General features: G+C 71.8%; 22 protein-coding genes and 1 riboswitch. Of the genes, 15 read left to right on the top strand and 7 right to left on the bottom strand.

Features of this window, described 5'->3' with window-relative positions; genetic code table 11:
• The first annotated feature begins 25 nt into the window (after nt 1–25).
• The 6 genes from ACFYZ4_RS19095 to ACFYZ4_RS19070 all read left to right on the top strand — a co-directional run bounded on the left by ACFYZ4_RS19095 (nt 26) and on the right by ACFYZ4_RS19070 (nt 5,277).
• Nucleotides 26–334, top strand: a complete 309-nt coding sequence (locus ACFYZ4_RS19095; RefSeq protein WP_005311352.1) for a DUF2469 domain-containing protein — start codon at nt 26–28, stop codon at nt 332–334.
• 109 nt (nt 335–443) lie between these two features.
• Nucleotides 444–815: a YraN family protein gene (locus ACFYZ4_RS19090; RefSeq protein ID WP_319730868.1), complete on the top strand. Its 372-nt coding sequence runs from the start codon at nt 444–446 to the stop codon at nt 813–815.
• Nucleotides 815–2,449: a YifB family Mg chelatase-like AAA ATPase gene (locus ACFYZ4_RS19085; RefSeq protein ID WP_390784412.1), complete on the top strand. Its 1,635-nt coding sequence runs from the start codon at nt 815–817 to the stop codon at nt 2,447–2,449. The genes ACFYZ4_RS19090 and ACFYZ4_RS19085 overlap by 1 nt, the downstream gene beginning before the upstream one ends.
• Nucleotides 2,446–3,621, top strand: a complete 1,176-nt coding sequence (gene dprA, locus ACFYZ4_RS19080; protein WP_351292872.1) for a DNA-processing protein DprA — start codon at nt 2,446–2,448, stop codon at nt 3,619–3,621. Before ACFYZ4_RS19085 ends, dprA begins: the two co-directional genes overlap by 4 nt.
• 209 nt (nt 3,622–3,830) lie before the next feature.
• On the top strand, nt 3,831–4,667 hold the full coding sequence (gene whiG / locus ACFYZ4_RS19075) for an RNA polymerase sigma factor WhiG (protein ID WP_051836561.1): 837 nt from the start codon (nt 3,831–3,833) through the stop codon (nt 4,665–4,667).
• Between the two features lie 52 nt (nt 4,668–4,719).
• Complete coding sequence (locus tag ACFYZ4_RS19070; protein WP_351292922.1) at nt 4,720–5,277, top strand: helix-turn-helix domain-containing protein; 558 nt, start codon at nt 4,720–4,722, stop codon at nt 5,275–5,277.
• Nucleotides 5,278–5,313: 36 nt separating this feature from the next.
• Here ACFYZ4_RS19070 and ACFYZ4_RS19065 read toward each other — a convergent pair whose 3' ends face one another.
• Nucleotides 5,314–5,805 carry a M23 family metallopeptidase gene (locus tag ACFYZ4_RS19065; RefSeq protein WP_390784411.1) on the bottom strand — a complete coding sequence of 164 codons (492 nt, stop codon included), beginning with the start codon at nt 5,803–5,805 and terminating at the stop codon, nt 5,314–5,316.
• Between the two features lie 250 nt (nt 5,806–6,055).
• Here ACFYZ4_RS19065 and rpsB point away from each other — a divergent pair, with 250 nt between their 5' ends.
• The 9 genes from rpsB (at nt 6,056) to ACFYZ4_RS19020 (ending at nt 15,937) form a co-directional block, all read left to right on the top strand.
• Entirely contained in the window at nt 6,056–6,955 is a 900-nt protein-coding gene (rpsB, locus tag ACFYZ4_RS19060; RefSeq protein ID WP_351292875.1) for a 30S ribosomal protein S2, read from the top strand.
• 135 nt (nt 6,956–7,090) lie between these two features.
• Complete coding sequence (gene tsf / locus ACFYZ4_RS19055; RefSeq protein ID WP_351292877.1) at nt 7,091–7,927, top strand: translation elongation factor Ts; 837 nt, start codon at nt 7,091–7,093, stop codon at nt 7,925–7,927.
• A gap of 162 nt (nt 7,928–8,089) precedes the next feature.
• Entirely contained in the window at nt 8,090–8,869 is a 780-nt protein-coding gene (gene pyrH / locus ACFYZ4_RS19050) for a UMP kinase (protein WP_030016384.1), read from the top strand.
• Nucleotides 8,870–8,954: 85 nt separating this feature from the next.
• Entirely contained in the window at nt 8,955–9,512 is a 558-nt protein-coding gene (frr, locus tag ACFYZ4_RS19045) for a ribosome recycling factor (protein ID WP_031144133.1), read from the top strand.
• On the top strand, nt 9,512–10,585 hold the full coding sequence (locus ACFYZ4_RS19040) for a phosphatidate cytidylyltransferase (protein ID WP_351292879.1): 1,074 nt from the start codon (nt 9,512–9,514) through the stop codon (nt 10,583–10,585). Before frr ends, ACFYZ4_RS19040 begins: the two co-directional genes overlap by 1 nt.
• A 130-nt stretch (nt 10,586–10,715) precedes the next feature.
• Nucleotides 10,716–11,831 (top strand): 23S rRNA (adenine(2503)-C(2))-methyltransferase RlmN, encoded by a 1,116-nt coding sequence (gene rlmN, locus ACFYZ4_RS19035; RefSeq protein WP_351292881.1) that lies wholly within the window; start codon nt 10,716–10,718, stop codon nt 11,829–11,831.
• Nucleotides 11,832–11,889: 58 nt separating this feature from the next.
• Nucleotides 11,890–11,999: riboswitch (TPP riboswitch) on the top strand.
• Between the two features lie 85 nt (nt 12,000–12,084).
• The gene (locus tag ACFYZ4_RS19030; RefSeq protein WP_351292884.1) at nt 12,085–13,167 is read left to right on the top strand and encodes a thiamine ABC transporter substrate-binding protein; all 1,083 of its coding nucleotides are present in this window, start codon (nt 12,085–12,087) and stop codon (nt 13,165–13,167) included.
• A gap of 95 nt (nt 13,168–13,262) precedes the next feature.
• On the top strand, nt 13,263–14,879 hold the full coding sequence (locus ACFYZ4_RS19025) for an ABC transporter permease (protein WP_384340983.1): 1,617 nt from the start codon (nt 13,263–13,265) through the stop codon (nt 14,877–14,879).
• Nucleotides 14,879–15,937 carry an ABC transporter ATP-binding protein gene (locus tag ACFYZ4_RS19020; RefSeq protein WP_390784410.1) on the top strand — a complete coding sequence of 353 codons (1,059 nt, stop codon included), beginning with the start codon at nt 14,879–14,881 and terminating at the stop codon, nt 15,935–15,937. Before ACFYZ4_RS19025 ends, ACFYZ4_RS19020 begins: the two co-directional genes overlap by 1 nt.
• Here the strand turns inward: ACFYZ4_RS19020 and ACFYZ4_RS19015 are convergent.
• The 6 genes from ACFYZ4_RS19015 to ACFYZ4_RS18990 all read right to left on the bottom strand — a co-directional run bounded on the left by ACFYZ4_RS19015 (nt 15,934) and on the right by ACFYZ4_RS18990 (nt 21,855).
• Nucleotides 15,934–17,184 carry a cytochrome P450 gene (locus ACFYZ4_RS19015; protein WP_351292888.1) on the bottom strand — a complete coding sequence of 417 codons (1,251 nt, stop codon included), beginning with the start codon at nt 17,182–17,184 and terminating at the stop codon, nt 15,934–15,936. The two genes, ACFYZ4_RS19020 and ACFYZ4_RS19015, sit on opposite strands and share 4 nt — an antisense overlap.
• Before the next feature lie 60 nt (nt 17,185–17,244).
• The gene (locus ACFYZ4_RS19010) at nt 17,245–18,648 is read right to left on the bottom strand and encodes an FAD-dependent oxidoreductase (protein ID WP_351292890.1); all 1,404 of its coding nucleotides are present in this window, start codon (nt 18,646–18,648) and stop codon (nt 17,245–17,247) included.
• Nucleotides 18,645–18,908 (bottom strand): ferredoxin, encoded by a 264-nt coding sequence (locus tag ACFYZ4_RS19005; protein ID WP_351292892.1) that lies wholly within the window; start codon nt 18,906–18,908, stop codon nt 18,645–18,647. Before ACFYZ4_RS19005 ends, ACFYZ4_RS19010 begins: the two co-directional genes overlap by 4 nt.
• A gap of 131 nt (nt 18,909–19,039) precedes the next feature.
• Nucleotides 19,040–19,672 carry a hypothetical protein gene (locus tag ACFYZ4_RS19000; RefSeq protein WP_351292894.1) on the bottom strand — a complete coding sequence of 211 codons (633 nt, stop codon included), beginning with the start codon at nt 19,670–19,672 and terminating at the stop codon, nt 19,040–19,042.
• Between the two features lie 99 nt (nt 19,673–19,771).
• The gene (locus ACFYZ4_RS18995; RefSeq protein WP_351588669.1) at nt 19,772–20,677 is read right to left on the bottom strand and encodes a hypothetical protein; all 906 of its coding nucleotides are present in this window, start codon (nt 20,675–20,677) and stop codon (nt 19,772–19,774) included.
• A gap of 80 nt (nt 20,678–20,757) precedes the next feature.
• On the bottom strand, nt 20,758–21,855 hold the full coding sequence (locus tag ACFYZ4_RS18990; protein ID WP_390784409.1) for an LOG family protein: 1,098 nt from the start codon (nt 21,853–21,855) through the stop codon (nt 20,758–20,760).
• Between the last annotated feature and the right edge of the window lie 5 nt (nt 21,856–21,860).

Below are 21,860 nucleotides of genomic sequence, written 5' to 3'. Positions count from 1 at the left end.
ACGCACGGCTGAAGGGGAACATGCCATGAGTGCCGAGGACCTCGAAAAGTACGAGACCGAGATGGAGCTGAAGCTCTATCGGGAGTACCGCGACGTCGTCGGGCTGTTCAAGTATGTGATCGAGACCGAACGCCGTTTCTACCTCACCAACGACTACGAGATGCAGGTGCACTCGGTCCAGGGTGAGGTCTTCTTCGAGGTCTCGATGGCCGACGCGTGGGTCTGGGACATGTACCGGCCGGCCCGCTTCGTGAAGCAGGTCCGGGTGCTGACCTTCAAGGACGTGAACATCGAGGAGCTCAACAAGAGCGACCTCGAACTGCCCGGCAGCTGAGCTTCCTCACCCGGGAGGGTGAGGGGGTTGTCCACAACGGCCGGCTTGTCCACCAAGATCCACAAGGTGGGCGGGGACGCGGGACCGTCGGTGCCGGAGGTGGTGCCGGATGAACGCGAAGGGCGTGGCACAGCAGGCATTGGGGCGGTACGGCGAGGAACTCGCGGCGCGGCGGCTGACCGAGGCCGGGATGACCGTGATCGCGCGGAACTGGCGGTGCCGCGGCGGGGAGATCGACATCGTCGCGCGGGACGGGGACGCCCTCGTCGTGTGCGAGGTCAAGACCCGCCGGGCGGGTGACTTCGAGCATCCCATGGCCGCCGTGCGGCCCGCCAAGGCCGAGCGCTTACGGGGGCTCGCCGGGCGGTGGCTCGCCGACCACGGCGGACCACCCCCGGGCGGCGTGCGCATCGACCTCGTCGGAGTCCTGCTGCCGCGGCGCGGCGCTCCCCTGGTGGAACACGTCAGGGGGGTGGCCTGATGGGGTTCGCGCGCGCCTGCTCGGTGGCCCTGGTCGGCGTCGACGGGGTGGTGGTCGAGGTCCAGGCCGATCTGGAGCCCGGGGTCGCCGCCTTCACCCTGGTGGGGCTGCCGGACAAGACCCTCGTCGAGAGCCGGGACCGGGTACGGGCGGCCGTGGTCAACTCCGGTGCGGCCTGGCCGCAGAAGAAGCTCACGGTCGGGCTCAGTCCGGCCTCCGTGCCGAAGTCCGGCGCCGGATTCGACCTGGCCGTCGCCGTGGCGGTGCTCGGGGCCGCCGAGGTGGTCGACCCCGGCGCCATCGCCGACCTCGTCCTCATCGGGGAGCTGGGACTGGACGGCCGGGTGCGTCCCGTCCGAGGGATCCTGCCCGCGGTCCTCGCCGCGGCGGAGGCCGGATACCGGCAGGTGGTGGTGCCGCAGCAGTGCGCCGCCGAGGCCGCCCTCGTGCCGGACGTCTCGGTGCTCGGCGTGCGCAGCCTGCGCCAGCTGATCGCGGTCCTGACCGACGGGGTGGTCCCCGAGGAGGATCCGCCCGAACCGCCGGGGCGCCCCGATCCGATACTGGCCGGCCTGCTCGTCCCCGGGGCGGGGCTGGGCACGGGGCTCGCCCCCGGCCGCTCCGGCCGGGCGGACGCCGCGGACTTCCCCGACCTCGCCGACGTGGCCGGGCAGCACACGGCGCGCCGCGCCCTGGAGGTGGCGGCCGCTGGAGGGCACCACCTGTTCCTCAGCGGACCCCCGGGCGCGGGCAAGACGATGCTGGCCGAGCGGCTGCCCTGGATCCTGCCGCCGCTCACCCGCCAGGACTCGGTCGAGGTCACGGCCGTCCACTCGGTCGCGGGCATCCTGCCGCCCGGCGAACCGCTGGTCGCCCGGCCGCCGTACTGCGCACCGCACCATTCGGCGACCATGCAGTCACTGGTCGGAGGCGGGACCGGAGTCCCCAGGCCCGGGGCGGTCTCCCTGGCCCACCGCGGCGTGCTCTTTCTGGACGAGGCCGCGGAGTTCCACAGCCGGGCCCTGGACGCGCTGCGCCAGCCCCTCGAATCGGGACACGTGGTCATCGCCCGTGCGGCCGGGGTGGTGAGGCTGCCGGCCCGGTTCCTGATGGTGCTCGCCGCGAACCCCTGCCCGTGCGGGCGCCACTCCCTGCTGGGAGCCGGGTGCGAATGCCCGCCCTCGGTGATCCGGCGCTACCAGGCACGGCTGTCCGGGCCGCTGCTCGACCGGGTGGACCTGAGGGTGGAGGTCGAGCCCGTGACCCGCTCCGATCTGCTCGGGCAGGGCGGCCGGGGAGAGGCCACCGTTGTCGTCGCCGAGCGGGTGCGGGAGGCCCGGGAGCGCGCCGCGGCCCGGCTCGCCGACACCCCCTGGCGGCTCAACTCCGAGGTGCCCGGACAGGAACTGCGCACCCGGTGGCAGGCGGGCCCCGGGGCACTGGCGCAGGCCGAGCGCGATCTGGAACGGGGGCTGCTCACCGCGCGCGGGCTGGACCGGGTCCTGCGGGTCGCCTGGACCGTGGCCGACCTGCGGGGACGGGACCGGCCCGACGCGCTGGACGTGGCCGTGGCGCTGGAGCTGCGGACCGGGATCACCCGCGGGGCGATCCCGGTGACGGGAGGCGGGACATGACCGGCGCCGGGGAAGGGGAACTGCCGGCGCGGGCGGCGCTCACGCGGGTGCTGGAGCCCGGGGACGAGCACGGCGGGCGCTGGCTGCGCGAGCACGGCGCGGTCGGGCTGATGGGGCTGCTCACCGGCCCCGAGGCGGGAGCGGAGGCCCTGGCAGGAGTGGGACCGGAGCGGCTCGCCGGATACCGCAGACGGGCGGCGCTCGCCGATCCGCGGCGCGACCTCGAACGGGCCGCCGCGACGGGCGGCCGGTTCGTGTTCCCGGGATCGCCGGAGTGGCCGACCCAGCTCGACGACCTCGGCGACGCCCGCCCCGTCGGGCTGTGGCTGCGGGGCCGGCCGAACCTGCGGACGTGGGCGCTGCGTTCGGTCGCCGTGGTCGGCGCCCGGGCCTGCACCCCGTACGGCGCGCACATGGCCCAGACCCTGGCCGCCGGGCTCGCCGAGCGGGGCTGGGTCGTGGTCTCCGGGGCCGCGTTCGGGATCGACGGCGCCGCCCACCGCGGGGCCCTCGCCCCCGGCGGCGCGACCGCGGCCGTGCTGGCCTGCGGGGTGGACGTCGCCTACCCCCGCGGACACACCGGGCTCCTCGACCGGATCGCCGGCCAGGGGCTGATCCTCGGGGAGCTGCCGCCCGGCAGCCACCCCACCCCCAGCCGGTTCGTCCTGCGCAACCGGGTCATCGCGGCCCTCACCCGGGGCACGGTCGTCGTGGAGGCCGCCCACCGCAGCGGCTCCCTGGTCACCGCCCGGCGGGCCCAGCAGCTCGGGCGGATCACGATGGGCATTCCGGGGCCCGCCACCAGCGGGCTCTCGGCCGGGGTGCACGAACTGCTGCGGGGCGAGGCCGCGCTCGTCACCGACGCGGCGGAAGTCGTCGAACTGGTGGGCGCCATGGGCGAACTGGCGCCCGAGCGGCGCGGCCCGGTGCTCGCCCGCGACCTGCTGGACCGGGACACCGCCCGGGTGCTCGAAGCACTTCCGGCCGGACGCCCGGCGGACGCGGCCGAGCTGGCACTTGCCTCCGGCACCGGCGCCGATGAAGTCATCGGCAGACTGTACGAACTTCACTCTCTGGGGTTCGTCGAACGGCAGGGCGACGGCTGGCAGTTGAGCAGACAAACGGCTGGAGGGGACATACAAACCCGGTCCACCCGGCGAGGCGGTCGTTGACCTGGGGAGTTCCGGTGAAAGAGTGAAACCGATGAGAGACGCGGCCTTCCCGATGGCAGCCGCCGGGACCGTGCGCGCGGCGCCGGTCCCGGGCGGCCCGTGCGAGCCGGGGCGCGCCTGCGCCCCCGCGCCATCCCGTACTCTTCGCGCACCGCGACACTTCCGTCACGCTACGCTCCCAAGGAATCCGGCTCCGGCAAAGGCGAAGCATGCCCCAGCACACCTCAGGGTCTGACCGCGCTGCGGTGCCCCCCGCTGCCCGCGGCAGCGTGCGGTCCACCGCGCCCTCGTCCCTGGAGGTGCTGTGGCGCTCGTACAAGGAATCGGGTGACGAGCGGCTGCGGGAGCAATTGATCCTGCACTACTCGCCCCTGGTGAAGTACGTCGCCGGCCGCGTCAGCGTGGGCCTGCCGCCCAATGTGGAGCAGGCCGACTTCGTCTCCTCCGGGGTCTTCGGGCTGATCGACGCCATCGAGAAGTTCGACATCGACAGGTCGATCAAGTTCGAGACGTACGCGATCACCCGGATCCGCGGCGCCATGATCGACGAACTGCGGGCACTGGACTGGATCCCCCGCTCGGTCCGGCAGAAGGCGCGGGCCGTGGAACGGGCCTACGCCACGCTGGAGGCCCAGCTGCGGCGCACCCCGACGGAGAGCGAGGTCGCCGGGGAGATGGGCATCGGGGTCGAGGACCTCCACACCGTCTTCAGCCAGTTGTCCCTCGCGAACGTGGTCGCGCTGGAGGAGCTGCTGCACGTCGGCGGCGAGGGCGGCGACCGCCTCTCGCTGATGGACACCCTGGAGGACACCGCCGCCGACAACCCGGTGGAGGTGGCGGAGGACCGCGAACTGCGGCGCCTGCTGGCGCGGGCCATCAACACGCTCCCCGAGCGGGAGAAGACCGTGGTGACCCTCTACTACTACGAGGGCCTCACGCTCGCCGAGATCGGGAACGTGCTGGGCGTCACCGAGAGCCGGGTCAGTCAGATCCACACCAAGTCCGTCCTGCAGCTGCGCGCGAAGTTGGCGGATGTAGGACGGTGAGCTTGCGCCACCTCCGTAGAGTGGATGCGTGCCCAGGATTCGAGCGGCCTCCGTGGCCGAGCACCGGTCGATGCAGCGCGGCGCCCTCTTGGACGCCGCGCGTTCCCTGCTGTCCGAAGGCGGGACGGAGGCGCTGACCTTCCCCGCCCTGGCGGAGCGGACCGGGCTCGCCCGGTCCTCCGTGTACGAATACTTCCGCTCCCGCGCGGCCGTCGTCGAAGAGCTGTGCGCGGTGGACTTCCCCGTGTGGGCCGCCGAGATCGAGGCGGCCATGGAGCAGGCGGAGTCGCCGGAGGCGAAGATCGAGGCCTACGTGCGGAGCCAGTTGGGGCTCGTCGGGGACCGGCGGCACCGGGCGGTGGTGGCCATTTCGGCGAGCGAGCTGGACGCCGGGGCGCGGGAGAAGATCCGTGCGGCGCACGGGGGACTGGTCGCGATGATCGTCGAGGCGCTGGCCGCCCTCGGGCAGCAGGAGCCCCGGCTCGCGGCGATGCTCCTCCAGGGCGTGGTGGACGCCGCGGTCCGGCGCATCGAGCTCGGCGCGGCGGAGGATCCCGCCGTCGTGACGGAGGCGGCCGTGGCCATGGCCCTGCGGGGCGTGCGCGGCTGAGGCCCCTGGGGCTCCGCCGCCCCGAGGCTCCGCGCCTCAAACGCCGGCGGGGGCTGAGGTGGGCAGCAGGCGGGGGGTTGGGTGGGGGACCAGGGTGAGTGGGTTGAGGTAGGTCTCGCCTGACAGGAGGCCCCAGTGGAGGCAGGGCTGCGGGCAGTGGGAGCCCTCCGTCAGGACCGCCACCACCTGGCCCGCCGTGACCTCCTCGCCCTCCGTGACCAGTGGACGGACCGGTTCGTAGGTCGTGCGCAGACCGTTCGGGAGGGTCAGCGAGAGCACCCCGCGGCCCGCGACCAGCCCGGCGTGGTGGACCCGGCCGGGGCCGACCGCGCGGAGCTCCGCGCCCACCGGGGCGGACAGGTCCACGCCGCGGTGCCCGGCCGCGTACGGGGTCGGCGGCGGGTCCCACCAGCGGGCCACCCTCAGCGGTGCGGGCAGCGGGCGGACGCCGGGAACGGGCCCGGGGGCGGGTCCCGGAAGGACCGTCTGGGCCAGGGCCAGGAGCAGGCTGAGCAGCAAGGTCGTCATGGGTCGTAGCGTCCCGCGCACGTACGCGGCCGGGAGCGGGCCTGTGGACGGTCCGGGCCCTGTGGACAACGGCGTCACCCGGCATACCGCCGGGTCCCGTACACTTCTTGTGGCGATCCGGGTCACCGGGTCGACTTCGCACGCCCCAACACCAGCCCGAAACGGCCAGGTGGCAGCGTCTCTCGGTCCCTCATGGGGGCAGGGCGCGGTGGGGCGTCAGGAATCAAACCGAGAAACCAAGGAGATGGCCATGGCCGTCGTCACGATGCGGGAGCTGCTGGAAAGCGGCGTCCACTTCGGTCACCAGACCCGTCGTTGGAACCCGAAGATGAAGCGCTTCATCTTCACGGAGCGCAACGGCATCTACATCATCGACCTGCTGCAGTCGCTGTCGTACATCGACCGCGCCTACGAGTTCGTGAAGGAGACCGTCGCGCACGGTGGCTCCATCATGTTCGTCGGTACCAAGAAGCAGGCCCAGGAGGCCATCGCCGAGCAGGCGACGCGCGTTGGTATGCCGTACGTCAACCAGCGGTGGCTGGGTGGCATGCTCACCAACTTCTCCACCGTCTACAAGCGCCTTCAGCGTCTGAAGGAGCTTGAGGCGATCGACTTCGAGGACGTCGCGGCCTCGGGTCTCACCAAGAAGGAGCTCCTGGTCCTCTCGCGCGAGAAGATCAAGCTGGAGAAGACCCTCGGTGGTATCCGCGAGATGTCGAAGGTCCCCAGCGCCGTCTGGATCGTCGACACCAAGAAGGAGCACATCGCCGTCGGTGAGGCGCGCAAGCTGCACATCCCGGTCGTCGCGATCCTCGACACCAACTGCGACCCCGACGAGGTCGACTACAAGATCCCGGGTAACGACGACGCGATCCGTTCCGTCACCCTGCTCACCCGCGTGATCGCCGACGCCGTCGCCGAGGGCCTCATCGCCCGCTCCGGCGCTGCGACCGGCGACTCGAAGCCGGGCGAGAAGGCCGCCGCCGAGCCGCTCGCCGAGTGGGAGCGCGACCTGCTCGAGGGCGACAAGAAGGCCGACGACGCCGCTGAGGCCGCTCCGGCCGAGGCCGCCGCCGAGGTCGTCGCCGAGGTCGTCGAGGCCCCGGCCGCCGAGGCTGAGGCCCCGGCCGCCGACGCCGAGCAGGCCTGACCCACTGAGAGCGCCCGGCGTTCACACGCCGGGCACTCACAGCACGGACGATGACGGCGGGGGAGCCGCGCCACGAGCGCGGCACCTCCGCCGTTCACCCGTAGATCTACGACTTCGAGAGAGAATCACAGACTCATGGCGAACTACACCGCCGCTGACGTCAAGAAGCTCCGCGAGCTCACCGGCGCCGGCATGCTGGACTGCAAGAACGCGCTCGTGGACGCCGACGGTGACGTCGACAAGGCCCAGGAAGCGCTCCGCATCAAGGGTCAGAAGGGCGTCGCCAAGCGCGAAGGCCGTTCTGCCGAGAACGGCGCGGTCGTCTCCCTCATCGCCGACGACAACACCTCCGGTGTCATCGTCGAGCTGAAGTGCGAGACCGACTTCGTCGCCAAGGGCGAGAAGTTCGTGGCCGTCGCGAACCAGCTGGCCGCCCACGTGGCCGCCACCTCCCCGGCCGACATCGAGGCGCTCCTCGCGTCCGAGATCGAGCCCGGCAAGACCGTCACCGCTTTCGTCGACGAGGCCAACGCCAACCTCGGCGAGAAGATCGTCCTGGACCGCTTCGCGCAGTTCAACGGCGGCTACGTGACCGCGTACATGCACCGCACGATGCCCGACCTGCCGTTCCAGATCGGCGTCCTGGTCGAGCTCGACAAGGAGAACGCCGAGGTCGCCCGCGGCGTCGCGCAGCACATCGCCGCGTTCGCCCCGCAGTGGCTGTCCGCCGAGGACGTCCCGGCCGAGAAGGTCGAGTCCGAGCGTCGCATCGCCGAAGAGGTCACCCGCGCGGAGGGCAAGCCCGAGGCTGCCATCGCGAAGATCGTCGAGGGTCGCGTCAACGGCTTCTTCAAGGACGCCACGCTGCTCGGCCAGGCGTACGCCCTGGACAACAAGAAGTCCGTCCAGAAGGTTCTGGACGAGGCCGGTGTCACCCTGAAGCGCTTCACCCGCATCAAGGTCGGCATCTGAGTCCGTCCGTACGCGACGGACACCGGACCCCGGTAGGGTCTGAAGCAGTCGTCCGCGCTTGCGCGAGGCGACCGCAGATCTGACGAGGAGGCCATTGCCGTAGAGGGAACCGCAAGGACCCACCGGCAATGGCCTTCTTCGTATGTGCACGAGGAGATCTCCATGAATCAGGGCGTGGACCCCCACACCGCATCCGACGACAAGAGCGACCAGGACAAGAAGGGCCGCCGCTTCATGCTGAAGCTGTCGGGCGAGGCCTTCTCCGGTGGCGGAGGACTGGGCGTCGACCCCGACGTCGTCCACGCCATCGCGCGCGAGATCGCCGCGGTGGTCCGCGACGGCGCGGAGATCGCCGTCGTGATCGGCGGCGGCAACTTCTTCCGCGGCGCCGAACTCCAGCAGCGCGGCATGGACCGGGCGCGGTCCGACTACATGGGCATGCTGGGCACCGTCATGAACTGCCTCGCGCTCCAGGACTTCCTGGAGAAGGAGGGCATCGACTCCCGCGTGCAGACCGCCATCACCATGGGCCAGGTCGCGGAGCCGTACATCCCGCTGCGTGCCGTGCGCCACCTGGAGAAGGGTCGCGTCGTCATCTTCGGCGCGGGCATGGGCATGCCGTACTTCTCCACCGACACCACGGCCGCCCAGCGTGCCCTGGAGATCGACGCCGAGGCCCTGCTCATGGGCAAGAACGGCGTCGACGGGGTCTACGACTCCGACCCGAAGAAGAACCCGGACGCGGTGAAGTTCGACGCGCTGGAGTACAGCGAGGTCCTCTCCCGCGACCTCAAGGTCGCCGACGCCACCGCGATCACGCTCTGCCGCGACAACAAGCTGCCGATCCTCGTGTTCGAGCTGCTCGCCGAGGGCAATATCGCCCGCGCCGTCAAGGGTGAGAAGATCGGCACGCTCGTCAGCGACCAGGAAACCCGGGCCTGAGCGGTCCGCCGCCGGACCGAGCCCGGACCGGCCCCGCCGGCCCCGCCCGCCTGAACCATCCATTCAAGACATGCAGGAGCACGTGGTGACCGAAGAGATCCTCCTCGAGGCCGAGGAGAAGATGGAAAAGGCCGTCGTCGTCGCCAAGGAAGACTTCGCCGCGATTCGCACCGGCCGTGCGCACCCGGCGATGTTCAACAAGATCGTGGCGGACTACTACGGTGCCATCACGCCCATCAACCAGCTCGCGTCCTTCTCGGTGCCCGAGCCGCGCATGGCGATCGTGACCCCGTTCGACAAGAGCGCCCTGCGCAACATCGAGCAGGCCATCCGCGACTCCGACCTCGGTGTCAACCCGAGCAACGACGGCAGCATCATCCGGGTGACCTTCCCCGAGCTGACGCAGGACCGCCGCAAGGAGTACATCAAGGTCGCCCGCACCAAGGCCGAGGACTCCAAGGTCTCCATCCGCGCCGTGCGCCGCAAGGCCAAGGACGCCCTCGACAAGCTCGTCAAGGACAAGGAAGCCGGCGAGGACGAGGTCCGTCGCGCGGAGAAGGAGCTCGACGACACCACCGCGAAGTACGTCGCGCAGGTGGACGAGCTCCTCAAGCACAAGGAAGCCGAGCTCCTCGAAGTCTGATGAACGACACTTCCTGGCAGCCGGAGCCGGTTCCGGCGGGTCCCGCATACGATGCGCAGGTGGGCCCGCACACTCGGCCCATGCCCATCGTGCCCGATGCCGCCGGCCGTGACTTCGACGACCGGGAAGCACGCGATCGGGGGGCCGCCCTGGACGGCGGCCCCCTCTTCCGCGCCGATACGCCGCCGCAGGAGCCCATGCCCAGCCCCCCGCCTCCGCATGCCCCGCAGCCGCAGGACGCCTCGCCGCCGCCCAAGAAGCGCGCGGGCCGGGACCTGCGTGCCGCCATAGGGGTCGGCGTCGGTCTCGGCGCGGTGATCTTCGCCTCGCTGCTCATCGTCAAGGCCGTCTTCGTCGGCGTCATCGTCGTCGCGGTCGTCGTGGGCCTGTGGGAGCTGACCTCCCGGCTGCAGGAGAAGAAGGACATCAAGGCCCCGCTGGTCCCGCTCGCGGTCGGCGGCGCGGCCATGGTCATCGCCGGGTACGTCCGGGGGGCCGAGGGCGCCTGGGTCGCCATGGCCCTGACCGTGCTGGCGGTCCTGGTGTGGCGGATGACCGAACCGCCCGAGGACTACCTCAAGGACGTCACGGCGGGCGCCTTCGCGGCGTTCTACGTGCCCTTCCTCGCCACCTTCGTCGCGATGCTGCTCACCGCCGACGACGGCCCCGAGCGCGTGATCACCTTCCTGCTCCTGACCGTGGTCAGCGACACCGGCGCCTACGCGGTCGGCTGGCGCTTCGGGAAGACCAAGCTCGCGCCGCGCATCAGCCCCGGAAAGACCCGCGAGGGACTCTTCGGCGCGGTGGCCTTCGCGATGGCGGCCGGCGCGCTGTGCATGGAGTTCCTGATCGAGGGCGGCGCCTGGTGGCAGGGCCTCCTGCTCGGCCTCGCGGTCGCGGTCAGCGCCACACTGGGCGACCTGGGCGAGTCCATGATCAAGCGGGACCTGGGCATCAAGGACATGGGCACCCTGCTGCCGGGCCATGGCGGCATCATGGACCGGCTCGATTCGCTGCTGCCGACCGCTCCCGTGGTGTGGCTGCTGCTCGCCGCCTTCGTCGGCACCGGCTGAGACAGGGCTCGGGTTATCCTGGAGGGCGCGCCGCGTGTACGCGGCGCGCCCTTTCCGTCTCGCGGCCGAGCCGCAGACCGGCCCTGCATGCGCGGGGTGACCCCCACCTCGTCGTACTGAGGAGTACCGCATGGCCCCCCGTCCTGTCCCGGGTGAGCTCACTTTTGTCGCCCCCCGCGGAGCGAAGCGGCCGCCCCGGCACCTCGCCGACATGACCCCGGCCGAGCGCCGTGAGGCGGTCGCCGCGATCGGCGAGAAGCCGTTCCGGGCCAAGCAGCTCTCCCAGCACTACTTCGCGCGCTACGCGCACGACCCGGCCGAGTGGACCGACATCCCGGCGGCTTCGCGGGAGAAGCTCCAGCAGGAGCTGCTGCCGGACCTGATGAACGTCATCCGGCACATCTCGTGCGACGACGACACCACCCGCAAGACCCTGTGGAAGCTGCACGACGGCACGCTCGTCGAGTCCGTGCTGATGCGCTACCCCGACCGGGTCACCATGTGCATCTCCTCGCAGGCCGGCTGCGGCATGAACTGCCCGTTCTGCGCCACCGGCCAGGCGGGCCTCGACCGCAACCTCTCCACCGCCGAGATCGTGCACCAGATCGTCGACGGCATGCGCGCGCTGCGCGACGGCGAGGTCCCCGGCGGCCCGGCGCGGCTGTCGAACATCGTCTTCATGGGCATGGGCGAGCCGCTCGCCAACTACAACCGCGTGGTCGGTGCCATCCGCCGGCTCACCGACCCCGAGCCCGACGGCCTCGGCCTGTCGCAGCGGGGCATCACCGTGTCCACCGTCGGCCTGGTCCCGGCCATGCTGCGGTTCGCCGACGAGGGCTTCAAGTGCCGTCTCGCCGTCTCGCTGCACGCGCCCGACGACGAGCTGCGCGACACGCTGGTCCCCGTGAACACCCGCTGGAACGTCCGCGAGGTGCTCGGCGCGGCCTGGGAGTACGCGGAGAAGTCCGGCCGCCGGATCTCCATCGAGTACGCCCTGATCCGCGACATCAACGACCAGGCCTGGCGTGGCGACCTGCTGGGCAAGCTGCTCAAGGGCAAGCGCGTCCACGTCAACCTGATCCCGCTGAACCCCACGCCCGGCTCGAAGTGGACCGCCTCGCGGCCCGAGGACGAGAAGGCCTTCGTGGAGGCCATCGCCCGCCACGGCGTGCCCGTGACCGTGCGTGACACCCGCGGCCAGGAGATCGACGGCGCGTGCGGCCAGCTCGCGGCCTCGGAGCGCTAGGTTCCGGTCAGCGGAGGTCATATTCGGCCACGGGGTACCCTGTGGCCGAACCAATTTCATATTCCGACAGGGGAGCGCCACAGCGCTGAGAGTGCGGTATCCGTCATCCGCAGACCCTCTGAACCTCGCCCCGGTCATTCGGGGTAGGAAGTTCGGTCACCACTCAAGCTGTTGCGCCCTGCCCGGCGTCCGCTCCCACAGAGCGCCGGACAGGGCCGCGTCTTCTCCTGGACATCCCAGGAGGAATTCACCAGTGAGCACCACCAAGAAGATCGCGGGCGCCGCGCTCGCGGCCGCGCTGGGCGTCACCACGCTGAGCGCATGCGGCGGCTCCGACGACAAGTCCGCGGGCACGACCGACAAGACCGTCACGCTCGTCTCCCACGACTCCTTCAACGTGACCGACACGGTCCTCAAGGAGTTCGAGCAGCAGAGCGGCTACACCGTCAAGGTGCTGAAGTCCGGCGACGCCGGCGCCGCCCTGAACCAGGAGATCCTCACCAAGGGCTCCCCGCGCGGCGACGTGTTCTTCGGCGTCGACAACACCCTGCTCTCGCGCGCCCTCGACAACGGCATCTTCACGCCGTACGAGGCCAAGGGCCTGGACGCGGTCAAGCCCGAGTACGTGCTCGACAAGGAGCACCGGGTCACCCCCATCGACTCCGGCGACATCTGCGTCAACTACGACAAGGCCTACTTCGCCGACAAGAAGATCGCCCCGCCGCAGACGCTGGACGACCTGGTCAAGCCCGAGTACAAGGACCTGCTGGTCACCGAGAACGCCGCGACCTCCTCGCCCGGCCTCGGCTTCCTGCTCGCCTCCGTCGGCAAGTACGGCGAGGACGGCTGGAAGGACTACTGGAGCAAGCTCAAGGCCAACGGCGTCGAGGTCGTCGACGGCTGGGAGCAGGCCTACAACGAGCGGTTCTCCGGCTCCGCGGGCGGCAAGAAGGCCAAGGGCGACCGCCCGCTGGTCGTCTCCTACGCCTCCAGCCCGCCGGTCGAGGTGCTGTACGGCGAGCCGCAGCCGGCCGAGGCCCCCACGGGCGTCGCCACCGGCACCTGCTTCCGCCAGGTCGAGTTCGCCGGCCTGCTCAAGGGCGCGAAGAACGAGGCGGGCGGCAAGGCCCTCGTGGACTTCCTGATCAGCAAGAAGTTCCAGGAGGACATGCCGCTCCAGATGTTCGTGAACCCGGTGACGAAGGACGCTTCCCTGCCGGAGCTGTTCACCAAGCACGGAGTGGTGGTCGAGAAGCCGGAGAACGTGGCTCCCGAGACCATCGCCAAGAACCGTGAGCAGTGGGTCAAGGCATGGACCTCGCTCGTCGTGAAGTAAGCGGTACCAAGGGGTCGGGCGCGGCGTCGGGGGGCGCCGCGCCGGGCCCCGGCCCCCGCGAGGGCGGCCGGGCGACCGCCGTCCGGCTCGCCCTGATGGCCGTGCCCCTGGCCTTCTTCGGGCTGTTCTTCGCCTACCCGGTCGCCGCGATCGTCGGCCGCGGCCTCAAGACCGACGAGGGCTGGCAGTTCGGCCGGATCGGCGAGGTGCTGAGCCGGCCCGACATCGCCGACGTGCTGTGGTTCACCACCTGGCAGGCGCTCGCCTCCACCGCGCTCACGCTGCTGATCGCACTCCCCGGCGCGTACGTCTTCGCGCGCTTCGAGTTCCCCGGCAAGCAGCTGCTGCGGGCCGTGGTCACCGTTCCCTTCGTACTGCCGACCGTGGTCGTCGGCACCGCCTTCCTCGCCCTGCTGGGGCGCGGCGGGCTGATGGACGAAACGATGGGGGTCCGGCTCGACACCACCGTCTGGGCGATCCTCCTCGCGCACGTCTTCTTCAACTACGCGGTCGTCGTCCGCACGGTCGGCGGGCTGTGGGCCCAGCTGGACCCGCGCCAGGAGGAGGCCGCCCGGGTGCTGGGCGCCGGCCGGTTCGCCGCCTGGCGGCGCGTGACCCTGCCCGCGCTGGTTCCGTCGGTGGCCGCCGCCTCGCTGATGGTCTTCCTGTTCACCTTCAGCTCCTTCGGCGTCGTACTGATCCTGGGCGGGCCCGCGTACTCCACCCTGGAGGTGGAGGTCTACCGGCAGACCGCGCAGCTCCTGGACCTGCCGACGGCCGCCGTGCTGACGATGGTGCAGTTCGCGGCGATCGGCGGGATCCTCGCCGTGCACGCCCGGACCGTGCGCCGACGGGAGACCGCACTGCGGCTGGTGGACCCGGGCCGGACCACGCACCGGCCGCGCGGCTGGGCGCAGCGCACGCTGCTGGGCGCGGTGCTGCTGACCGTGGCGCTGCTGATCGTGCTCCCGCTGGGCGTGCTGGTCGAGCGGTCCTTCGACGCCCCCGGCGGATACGGCCTCGGCTTCTACCGCGCGCTCCAGGACGCGGGCGCCGGCGGCGGAACCTTCCTGGTGCCGCCGCTGGAGGCGATCGGGAACTCCCTGCGGTACGCGCTCGCCGCCACCGCGATCGCCCTGTTCATCGGGGGACTCGCGGCCGCCGCGCTGACCCGGCGCGCGGGCCGCTTCGTACGCGGCTTCGACGCGCTGCTGATGCTGCCCCTCGGGGTGTCCGCCGTGACGGTGGGCTTCGGCTTCCTGATCACCCTCGACAAGCCGCCGCTGGACCTGCGGACCTCGTGGATCCTGGTGCCGCTGGCGCAGGCGTTGGTGGGCGTGCCCTTCGTCGTACGGACGATGCTGCCGGTGCTGCGCGCGGTCGACGGGCGGCTGCGGGAGGCGGCCGCGGTGCTCGGCGCGTCGCCGCTGCGGGCCTGGCGGGAGGTGGACCTGCCGCTGGTGCGGCGGGCGCTGCTGATCGCCGCCGGATTCGCCTTCGCCGTCTCGCTGGGCGAGTTCGGCGCGACCGTGTTCATCGCGCGGGCGGACCGGCCGACGCTGCCGGTGGCCGTGGCGCGGCTGCTGGGGCGGGCCGGCGAGATGAACTACGGGCAGGCGATGGCCCTGAGCACGATCCTGATGCTGGTGTGCGCGGTGTCCCTGCTGGTGCTGGAGCGACTGCGACCCGACAAGACCTCCGGGGAGTTCTGATGACACTGCTTCAGCTGGAAGGGGTGTCGGTCCGCTTCGGTGAGCGCGCGGTCGTCGACTCCGTGGACCTGGAGGTCGCCGAGCACGAGATCGTGTGCGTGCTGGGGCCGAGCGGAAGCGGCAAGTCCACGCTGCTGCGGGTGATCGCCGGGCTCCAGCAGGTGTCCGCGGGCCGGGTGCGGCTGGGCGGGGACGACCAGTCCGGCGTGCCCGTGCACCGGCGGGGCGTGGGCCTGATGTTCCAGGACCACCAGCTCTTCCCGCACCGCGACGTCGGCGGGAACGTCTCCTTCGGCCTGCGGATGCGCGGTGGCGCGCGCGCCTCGTACGCGTCCCGGGTCGCGGAGCTGCTGGAGCTGGTCGGGCTGCCCGGGGCGGAGGGCCGGGCGGTGGCCTCCCTGTCGGGCGGCGAGCAGCAGCGGGTGGCGCTGGCCCGGGCGCTGGCGCCGTCGCCGCGGCTGCTGATGCTCGACGAACCGCTGGGACAGCTGGACCGCGGGCTGCGGGAGCGGCTCGTGGTGGAACTCCAGGAGCTGTTCTCCCGGCTGGGCACGACGGTGCTCGCCGTCACCCACGACCAGGGGGAGGCCTTCGCGCTGGCCGACCGGGTGATCGTGATGAGGGACGGCCGGATCGCGCAGGCCGGGACCCCGCTGGAGGTGTGGCAGCGGCCCGCGTCGGAGTTCGTCGCGCGGTTCCTCGGCTTCGAGAACGTGGTCCGGGCCGTGGTCTCGGGCGGGGCGGCCGGGACCCCGTGGGGCAAGGTCCCGGTCCCCGAGGGATCCCCCGAGGGGGAGCAGCGGCTGCTGATCCGCCCGGCGGGGGTGGTGCTCTGCGCGGCCGGCCTGCGGTGCGAGGTGGTGTCCCGCACGTTCCGCGGCACGCACGTCGCGCTGCGGCTGCGGCCCGAGGCGGGGCCGGACCTGGAGGCGGAGTGCGGGCTGGACGGGGCGCCGGCCGCGGGGGACCGGGTCGCGGTGACCTTCACCCCGTCCGAGGTCGTCGTACTCCCGGCGGACCCGGCCCGATCGGGGAGCCGCCCGGAAGAGACGGCCTAGGGACGGATGCCGTCGCAGGCGATCGGCAGGTGGCGCGGACCGCGCAGGACCGCGTTCTGACGGTACGGCGGCGGGTCCTCCAGCAGCCGCGGGTTCTCCAGCCGGCGGGCCAGTTCGCTCAGCGCGAGCTGCGCCTCCTGCCGGGCCAGCGGTGCCCCGAAGCAGCTGTGGATGCCGCTGCCGAGGCCGAGGTGCTGGATGTCCTTGCGGTCGGGGTCGAAACGGTCCGGGTTCTCGAACCGCTTCGGGTCACGGTTCCCGGAGGCCAGGATCAGCCACAGGGAGGCGCCCTTGGGGATCGTGACGCCGGCGACCTCGATGTCGGAGAGGGTGGTGCGCTGGGGGAGCAGCTGCACGGGCGGCTCGTACCGCAGCAGCTCCTCGACGATCGGGACGGACAGACCGGGGTCCTCGCGGAGCCTCTTGAGGACGTCCGGGTGGCGCAGCAGGGTCAGCATCCCGTTGGTGATCAGGTTGACCGTGGTCTCGTGGCCCGCGATCAGCAGCAGCGCGGAGGTGCTGAGCGCCTCCATGGTGGTCATCGACCCGTCCGGGCCGTCGTCGGTCGCCAGCTGGGACAGCATGTCGGTGCCCGGCTTCTTGCGGCGCTCCTCGATCAACCCGGCCAGGTACATGCCCAGTTCCATACGGGCGTCCATGGCGCCCTTGCCGTGCTGGGTGGGATCGGCGTCCGGGTCGGGGTCCAGGCTCGCGGCGAGGGTATCCGCCCAGACGTGGAACTTCGGCTCGTCCTCGCGGGGCACGCCGAGCAGCCGGCAGATGACCGTGACCGGGAAGGGGTACGCGAACTGGTCCACCAGGTCGACCCGGTCCAGGTTGCCCGTCTCGGAGATCGAGTCGATGAGCCCGGTGACGAGGCCGCCGAGTTCGTCGCGCATGTCGTACACCCGGTGGGGGGCGTGGGGCGGCCCGAACGGCCGGTTCGTCATCCGCCGCAGGCGGTCGTGGTCCGGCGGGTCGAGCTTGAGGAAGGCCGGCGGCAGCGCCGTGCCCGTCCCCTCGTCCTCGGCCTGGCCCAGCGGGTCGTCCCCGGTCGACTTCAGGTTCTTCGCGTCGGAGCTGATCCGCGGGTCGTGCAGGAGGCTCTGGATCTCGTAGTACGTGCTGATCACGTACGGGCCGTCCCCGTCGTGGGACACCGGGGTCTTGCGGAGCTCCTCGTACAGCGGATACGGATTCGCGCGGTTCGCGTAGTCGATGATCTCCCGCAGGAGGGCTTGTGTCATGACGGGTCCTCGTGATCCTCGTGATCCTCGGGGGAGGGCGCGGTGCGGTCTCGGACGCCGTCAGCGCCCGGGAACGAAGGTCATCTTCCGGTCGGCCGGCGAGTACCCGCTGAGGGTGATGGTCGGCGCGTGCGTCGGCACCGAGGGGTCCGGGAAGTCCGCCGGTACCGGCTTGCTTCCCTCCGGCCTGCGGTCCACCGTGGAGAACTCCGGGGGGAACGGCGCGGTGGTCTCGATCTGGTGCTCGTAGAACGGCAGCCACCGGCAGTTGTCGAAGGTCACGGCGGCGATCACGCGCCCCTGGTACCCGTACACGGCCGCGAACCGGCGCTCCGCGAGCGAGCCCTGCGTGACGAGGAGCTCGGTCCCCATCGGCGGTACCCCGACGGACTTGATGTTCACCCCGAACTGCGAGGACCAGAACGCCGGGACCCACAGGTGGGGGCGGCGGTCCGCGCTCTCGCTGAGCATGTTGTGCGCGGCGGTGTCGGCCTGCGCGACGGCATTGCCCCAGTGCTCCAGGGAGAGGAACTGGTAGCCGAACAGGGCGTGCGGGGAACGGGCCACGTCACCCGCCACGTAGATGTCATCGGTGACTATGCCGCGGATGTCGAAGGCCCGGCAGCCCGCGTCACAGGCGATGCCGCGCGGGCCGGCACCCAGTCCGGACCCGGCGAGCCACTCGGTGTTGCGCTGCGCGCCGAGCCCGACGACCACCACATCGGCCTCGACGGTGGACCCGTCGGAGAAGTGGGCGGCGCGGACCCGTCCGGCGGGGTCGCCCTCCAGCCCGGTCACCATGACCCCGGTGCGCAGGTCCACCCCGTTCTCGCGGTGCATCCCGGCCGCGATCTCGCCGATCACTCCGCCGAGCGCGCCGACCAGCGGCGCGGCGCCCCGTTCGGCGACGGTGACGTCCAGGCCGCGTTCCCGGCAGGCGGAGGCGATCTCGGACCCGGTGAAGCCGGCTCCGATGACGAGCACCCGGCGGGGGCCGGCGGCGAGGGCCTGTTGCAGGCCTTCGCCGTCGTCGCGGGTGCGCAGGACGAAGACTCCCTTGAGGGCGCCCTCCTCCGCGTTGGGCCAGGGCCGCGCCCGGACTCCGGTGGCGATCAGCAGCCGGTCGTACTCGACCTCGTCGCCGTTGCCGAGACGGACCCGGCGGGCGGCCATGTCCAGTCCCGTGGCGGGGACCCCGAGGCGCCATTCGGCGTCGATCGCGCGGCGGCGGGGGAGCGCCGTGTGGTCGGCCACCGCGTGGCCCAGCAGGACCTGCTTGGACAGCGGGGGCCGGTCGTAGGGCTCGTACGGTTCGTCGCCGATCATCGTCAGCGAACCGGCGAAGCCCTTCGCACGCATGGTCTCGGCCGCCCGCAGCCCGGCCAGCGAAGCGCCGACGACGACGATGCGGCCCTCGCGCTTGAGCCGCTCAAGGGCTCCGTCACGTGTTCCTTCACCGCTCACCGCGCGCCTCCGGAACGGGAGCCGGATCCGGCGACGGCATCGGGGGCCGGCACGTTCGCCATGTCCTCGTCGGTCAGTTCCAGGAGGATCGCACCGACCGGACAGGCGGCCACGGCGCGTTCGACGTTCTCGCGCTGCTCGGCGGCCGCTTCCGGGTTGTAGAGCAGCGACTCCTCGCCGTGCATGGCGAACACGTCGGGAGCGAGGAACGCGCACTGGGCGTATCCCTGGCATCGGTTGAGGTCGACGACAAGCCTCATGACGGTTCTGCCTTTCCCTCGGCTGGGTGTCCCGTCACCCCCGAAATCCCCGGATCCTCCCCTGCACCCCAGCATGCACGCGGGACCCGCAGGCCGCCTGCCGGAGTACGCACCCCCAGGTCAGCGCGGGTTCAGGGCGGTCCGGACCGGCCCGTGCGGGCAGTGCCGCGCCGGGCGCGCAGGATGTGCACGCTGATGACCAGGGCCCAGGCCGGGAACAGCATCTCGGACCAGGGCACGCCCGAACCCACCACGATCAGGACCAGGCCGACGACGGTGCCCAGTACGGCCAGCGAGCGGGGGAAGACCCCGAGCAGCCGCCCGATGGTCGACGTCGCGAGGACGAAGACGGCCGCCATCCGCATGGCGTAGGTCGCGAGGAGCGTATAGGCGTAGTGGCGGCCGAAGTCGGAGGGCGTGCCCTCGTTGAGCACGGTGCCGGCGGCCGCGGCGGAGGCGAACAGCGTGGCCACGAAGACGAATCCGCTGCCGAGGAACACGGTGGCGATGAACCGGTCCTCGGCTTCACCGGTGTGCGCGCGCAGGGCGCCCATGAACCAGAGGAAGAAGATGCCCGCGAAGGGCACGATCTCCAGGGCCACCTGGACCGCCCAGCGCTTGTCCGGGTCGATGGCCGCGTCGGCGGCGTCGCCGGGGAGGGAGATCCGCATCAGGACGATCGCCACCCCGAGCAGCAGGGCGAAGGCCACTCCGGCCATTCCGGCGGCGCGCGGTGTCTTCAGCGGATCGGTCGTGGGCTCCATAAGCCCCTCGCTCTCTCCCCCGGTCCAGCAAGCGGCAGCCGCCGCCGCGCCACCACCGGGGGCGGCCGACCGGGTGAATGCCCGTCCGGCGGGCCCGGGTCAGCCGACGGCCTCCGGCACCGGCGCCGGGGCCTGCTCCTCGGCGCCCTCGTGCTTGCCGTACCAGGCGACGGCCACCGCGCCGGCGACGGCCAGGACGAAGCCGAGGACCGCCAGCCAGGCGAGGCCCGGACGGGAGGCGTCACCGAGCCAGAGCACGCCGATCGCGCCCGGGAGCACCGTCTCGCCGACGACCAGGGCGGCCGTGGCGCCGTTCACCGAGCCGATCTGGAGGGCGATCGTGTGCAGGTACATGCCGCCGATGCCCGCCACCAGAATGGCGTAGAGGGCCGGGTCGGAGAGGAAGGTGCCGAGGTCGAACGGGTCCACGCCGTCGAGGATCCGGACGCCGACGCCGAGCGCGCCGAAGCCCAGGCCCGAGAGCAGGCCCGCCAGGATCGCCGCCCCGCCGCCGAGGAGGCGTACCGCGACCGTGCCGCCGACCATCAGCAGCAGGGTGATCCCGAGCAGCCACCAGTGCGTGGACATGGGTGCGTGGTGGCCGCCCTCGTGGCCCGCCGCCGTGGCGAGCAGCACCAGCGCCGTGCAGACGACGCCGATCGAGGTCCACTCCTTCCGGCTCAGCCGGATGCCCAGCATCTTCACGCTCAGCACTGCCGTGATCACCAGGTTGGCGCTGATCACCGTCTGGGAGAGGAACAGGGGAAGGAGGCGGGCGGCCAGGGCGCCGAGCCCGAAGCCCACGAAGTCCAGGATGGTGCCGACGATGAACTCCCAGGTCATCGCCGCTTTCGCGGTGGACGACAGATTGGGTCCGCCATGGGCGGTCACCCCGGCGGCGGTGGGGGACATCCGGGCGGCGCGGCGCGATCCGACGGCTTGCAGCACGGATCCCGTGCCGTAGCAGATGGACGCCGCGACAGCGGTCAGCAGGCCTATGAGCACCAAGGGCTCCGTTCACGTCTGGCAGGTTTTGCGGTACCTCTGCCAGACGTGCGAACGGGCTGCGAAGTTGCTTCCGGAGCTCAGCTCATTGACGCGAGGACGCCGGGGACCTCGTCCACCGAGTCGACCAGCGCGATCCGGGACTCCATGGCGCGGCCGCGGGCGAGCGCCCGGAGCAGCGGCCAGACCGGGAGGTGCTCGGTCCAGTGGGTGTGGCCGACCAGGACCATCGGCGCCGGCTCGCCCCGGGACCCGTAGTAGTTCGGCGTGGCATTGTCGAAGACCTCCTGGACCGTGCCCGCCGCGCCGGGCAGGAAGACCACGCCCGCGGTGGAGCGGGCCAGCAGCCCGTCCTCGCGGGTGGCGTTCGCGAAGTACTTCGCGATGTGCCCCGCGAAGGCGTTCGGCGGCTCGTGCCCGTAGAACCAGGTCGGGATGCCCACCGAGTCGCCGCCGGTGGGCCAGCGGTCCCGTACGGCGAAGGCCGCGCGCGCCCAGTCGGACACCGACGGCGCGAAGGACGGGGCCTTGGCCAGCAGCTCCAGGGCCTCCGCGAGGGCCTCGTCGGGGGCCGGGGCCAGGTAGGCGCCCAGGTTGGCGGCCTCCATCGCGCCGGGGCCGCCGCCGGTGGCCACGGTCAGCCCGGACCGGGTCAGGGCCCGGCCCAGCTCCGCCGCGCCGCGGTAGTCCGTACCGCCGCGGGACATGGCGTGGCCGCCCATCACGCCGACGACCCTGGCGCCGACGAGGTGCTCGTCGAGGGCGTCGGAGACGGCGTCGTCGTGGATGGAGCGGAGCATGGAGGAGTAGATGTCGCCGTCGGCCTTGGTCTCCTGGAACCAGGCGTAGGCCAGGGCGTCGGGGGTGGCCTCGTACCCGTCGGGCAGTCCGGCGAAGAGCTCCTCCGGCGTGTAGAGCAGCCCCCGGTACGGGTTGAACGGCAGGTCCGGGACGGGCGGGAAGACCAGCGCGCCGTCGGCGCGGACCTTCACCGACGCATCGGGCTCCATCGCGCAGCCCAGGAACACGGCTGCCGAGGTGTCTGCGGAGAGCAGCGCGAAGGTCCGCTCCAGCAGGTTGACCGACTGGATCCGGTAGCCGCTGAGCGAGCCGCGTGCCACGACCTGGTCGAATTCGGCGAGCGTCTCGATCTCGGTGTCGATGTATCCGTTGACCATTCGGC

Source organism: Streptomyces sp. NPDC001513, from assembly GCF_042894695.1.
Lineage (GTDB): Bacteria > Actinomycetota > Actinomycetes > Streptomycetales > Streptomycetaceae > Streptomyces.
This window is presented reverse-complemented; position numbering and strand designations above follow the sequence as displayed.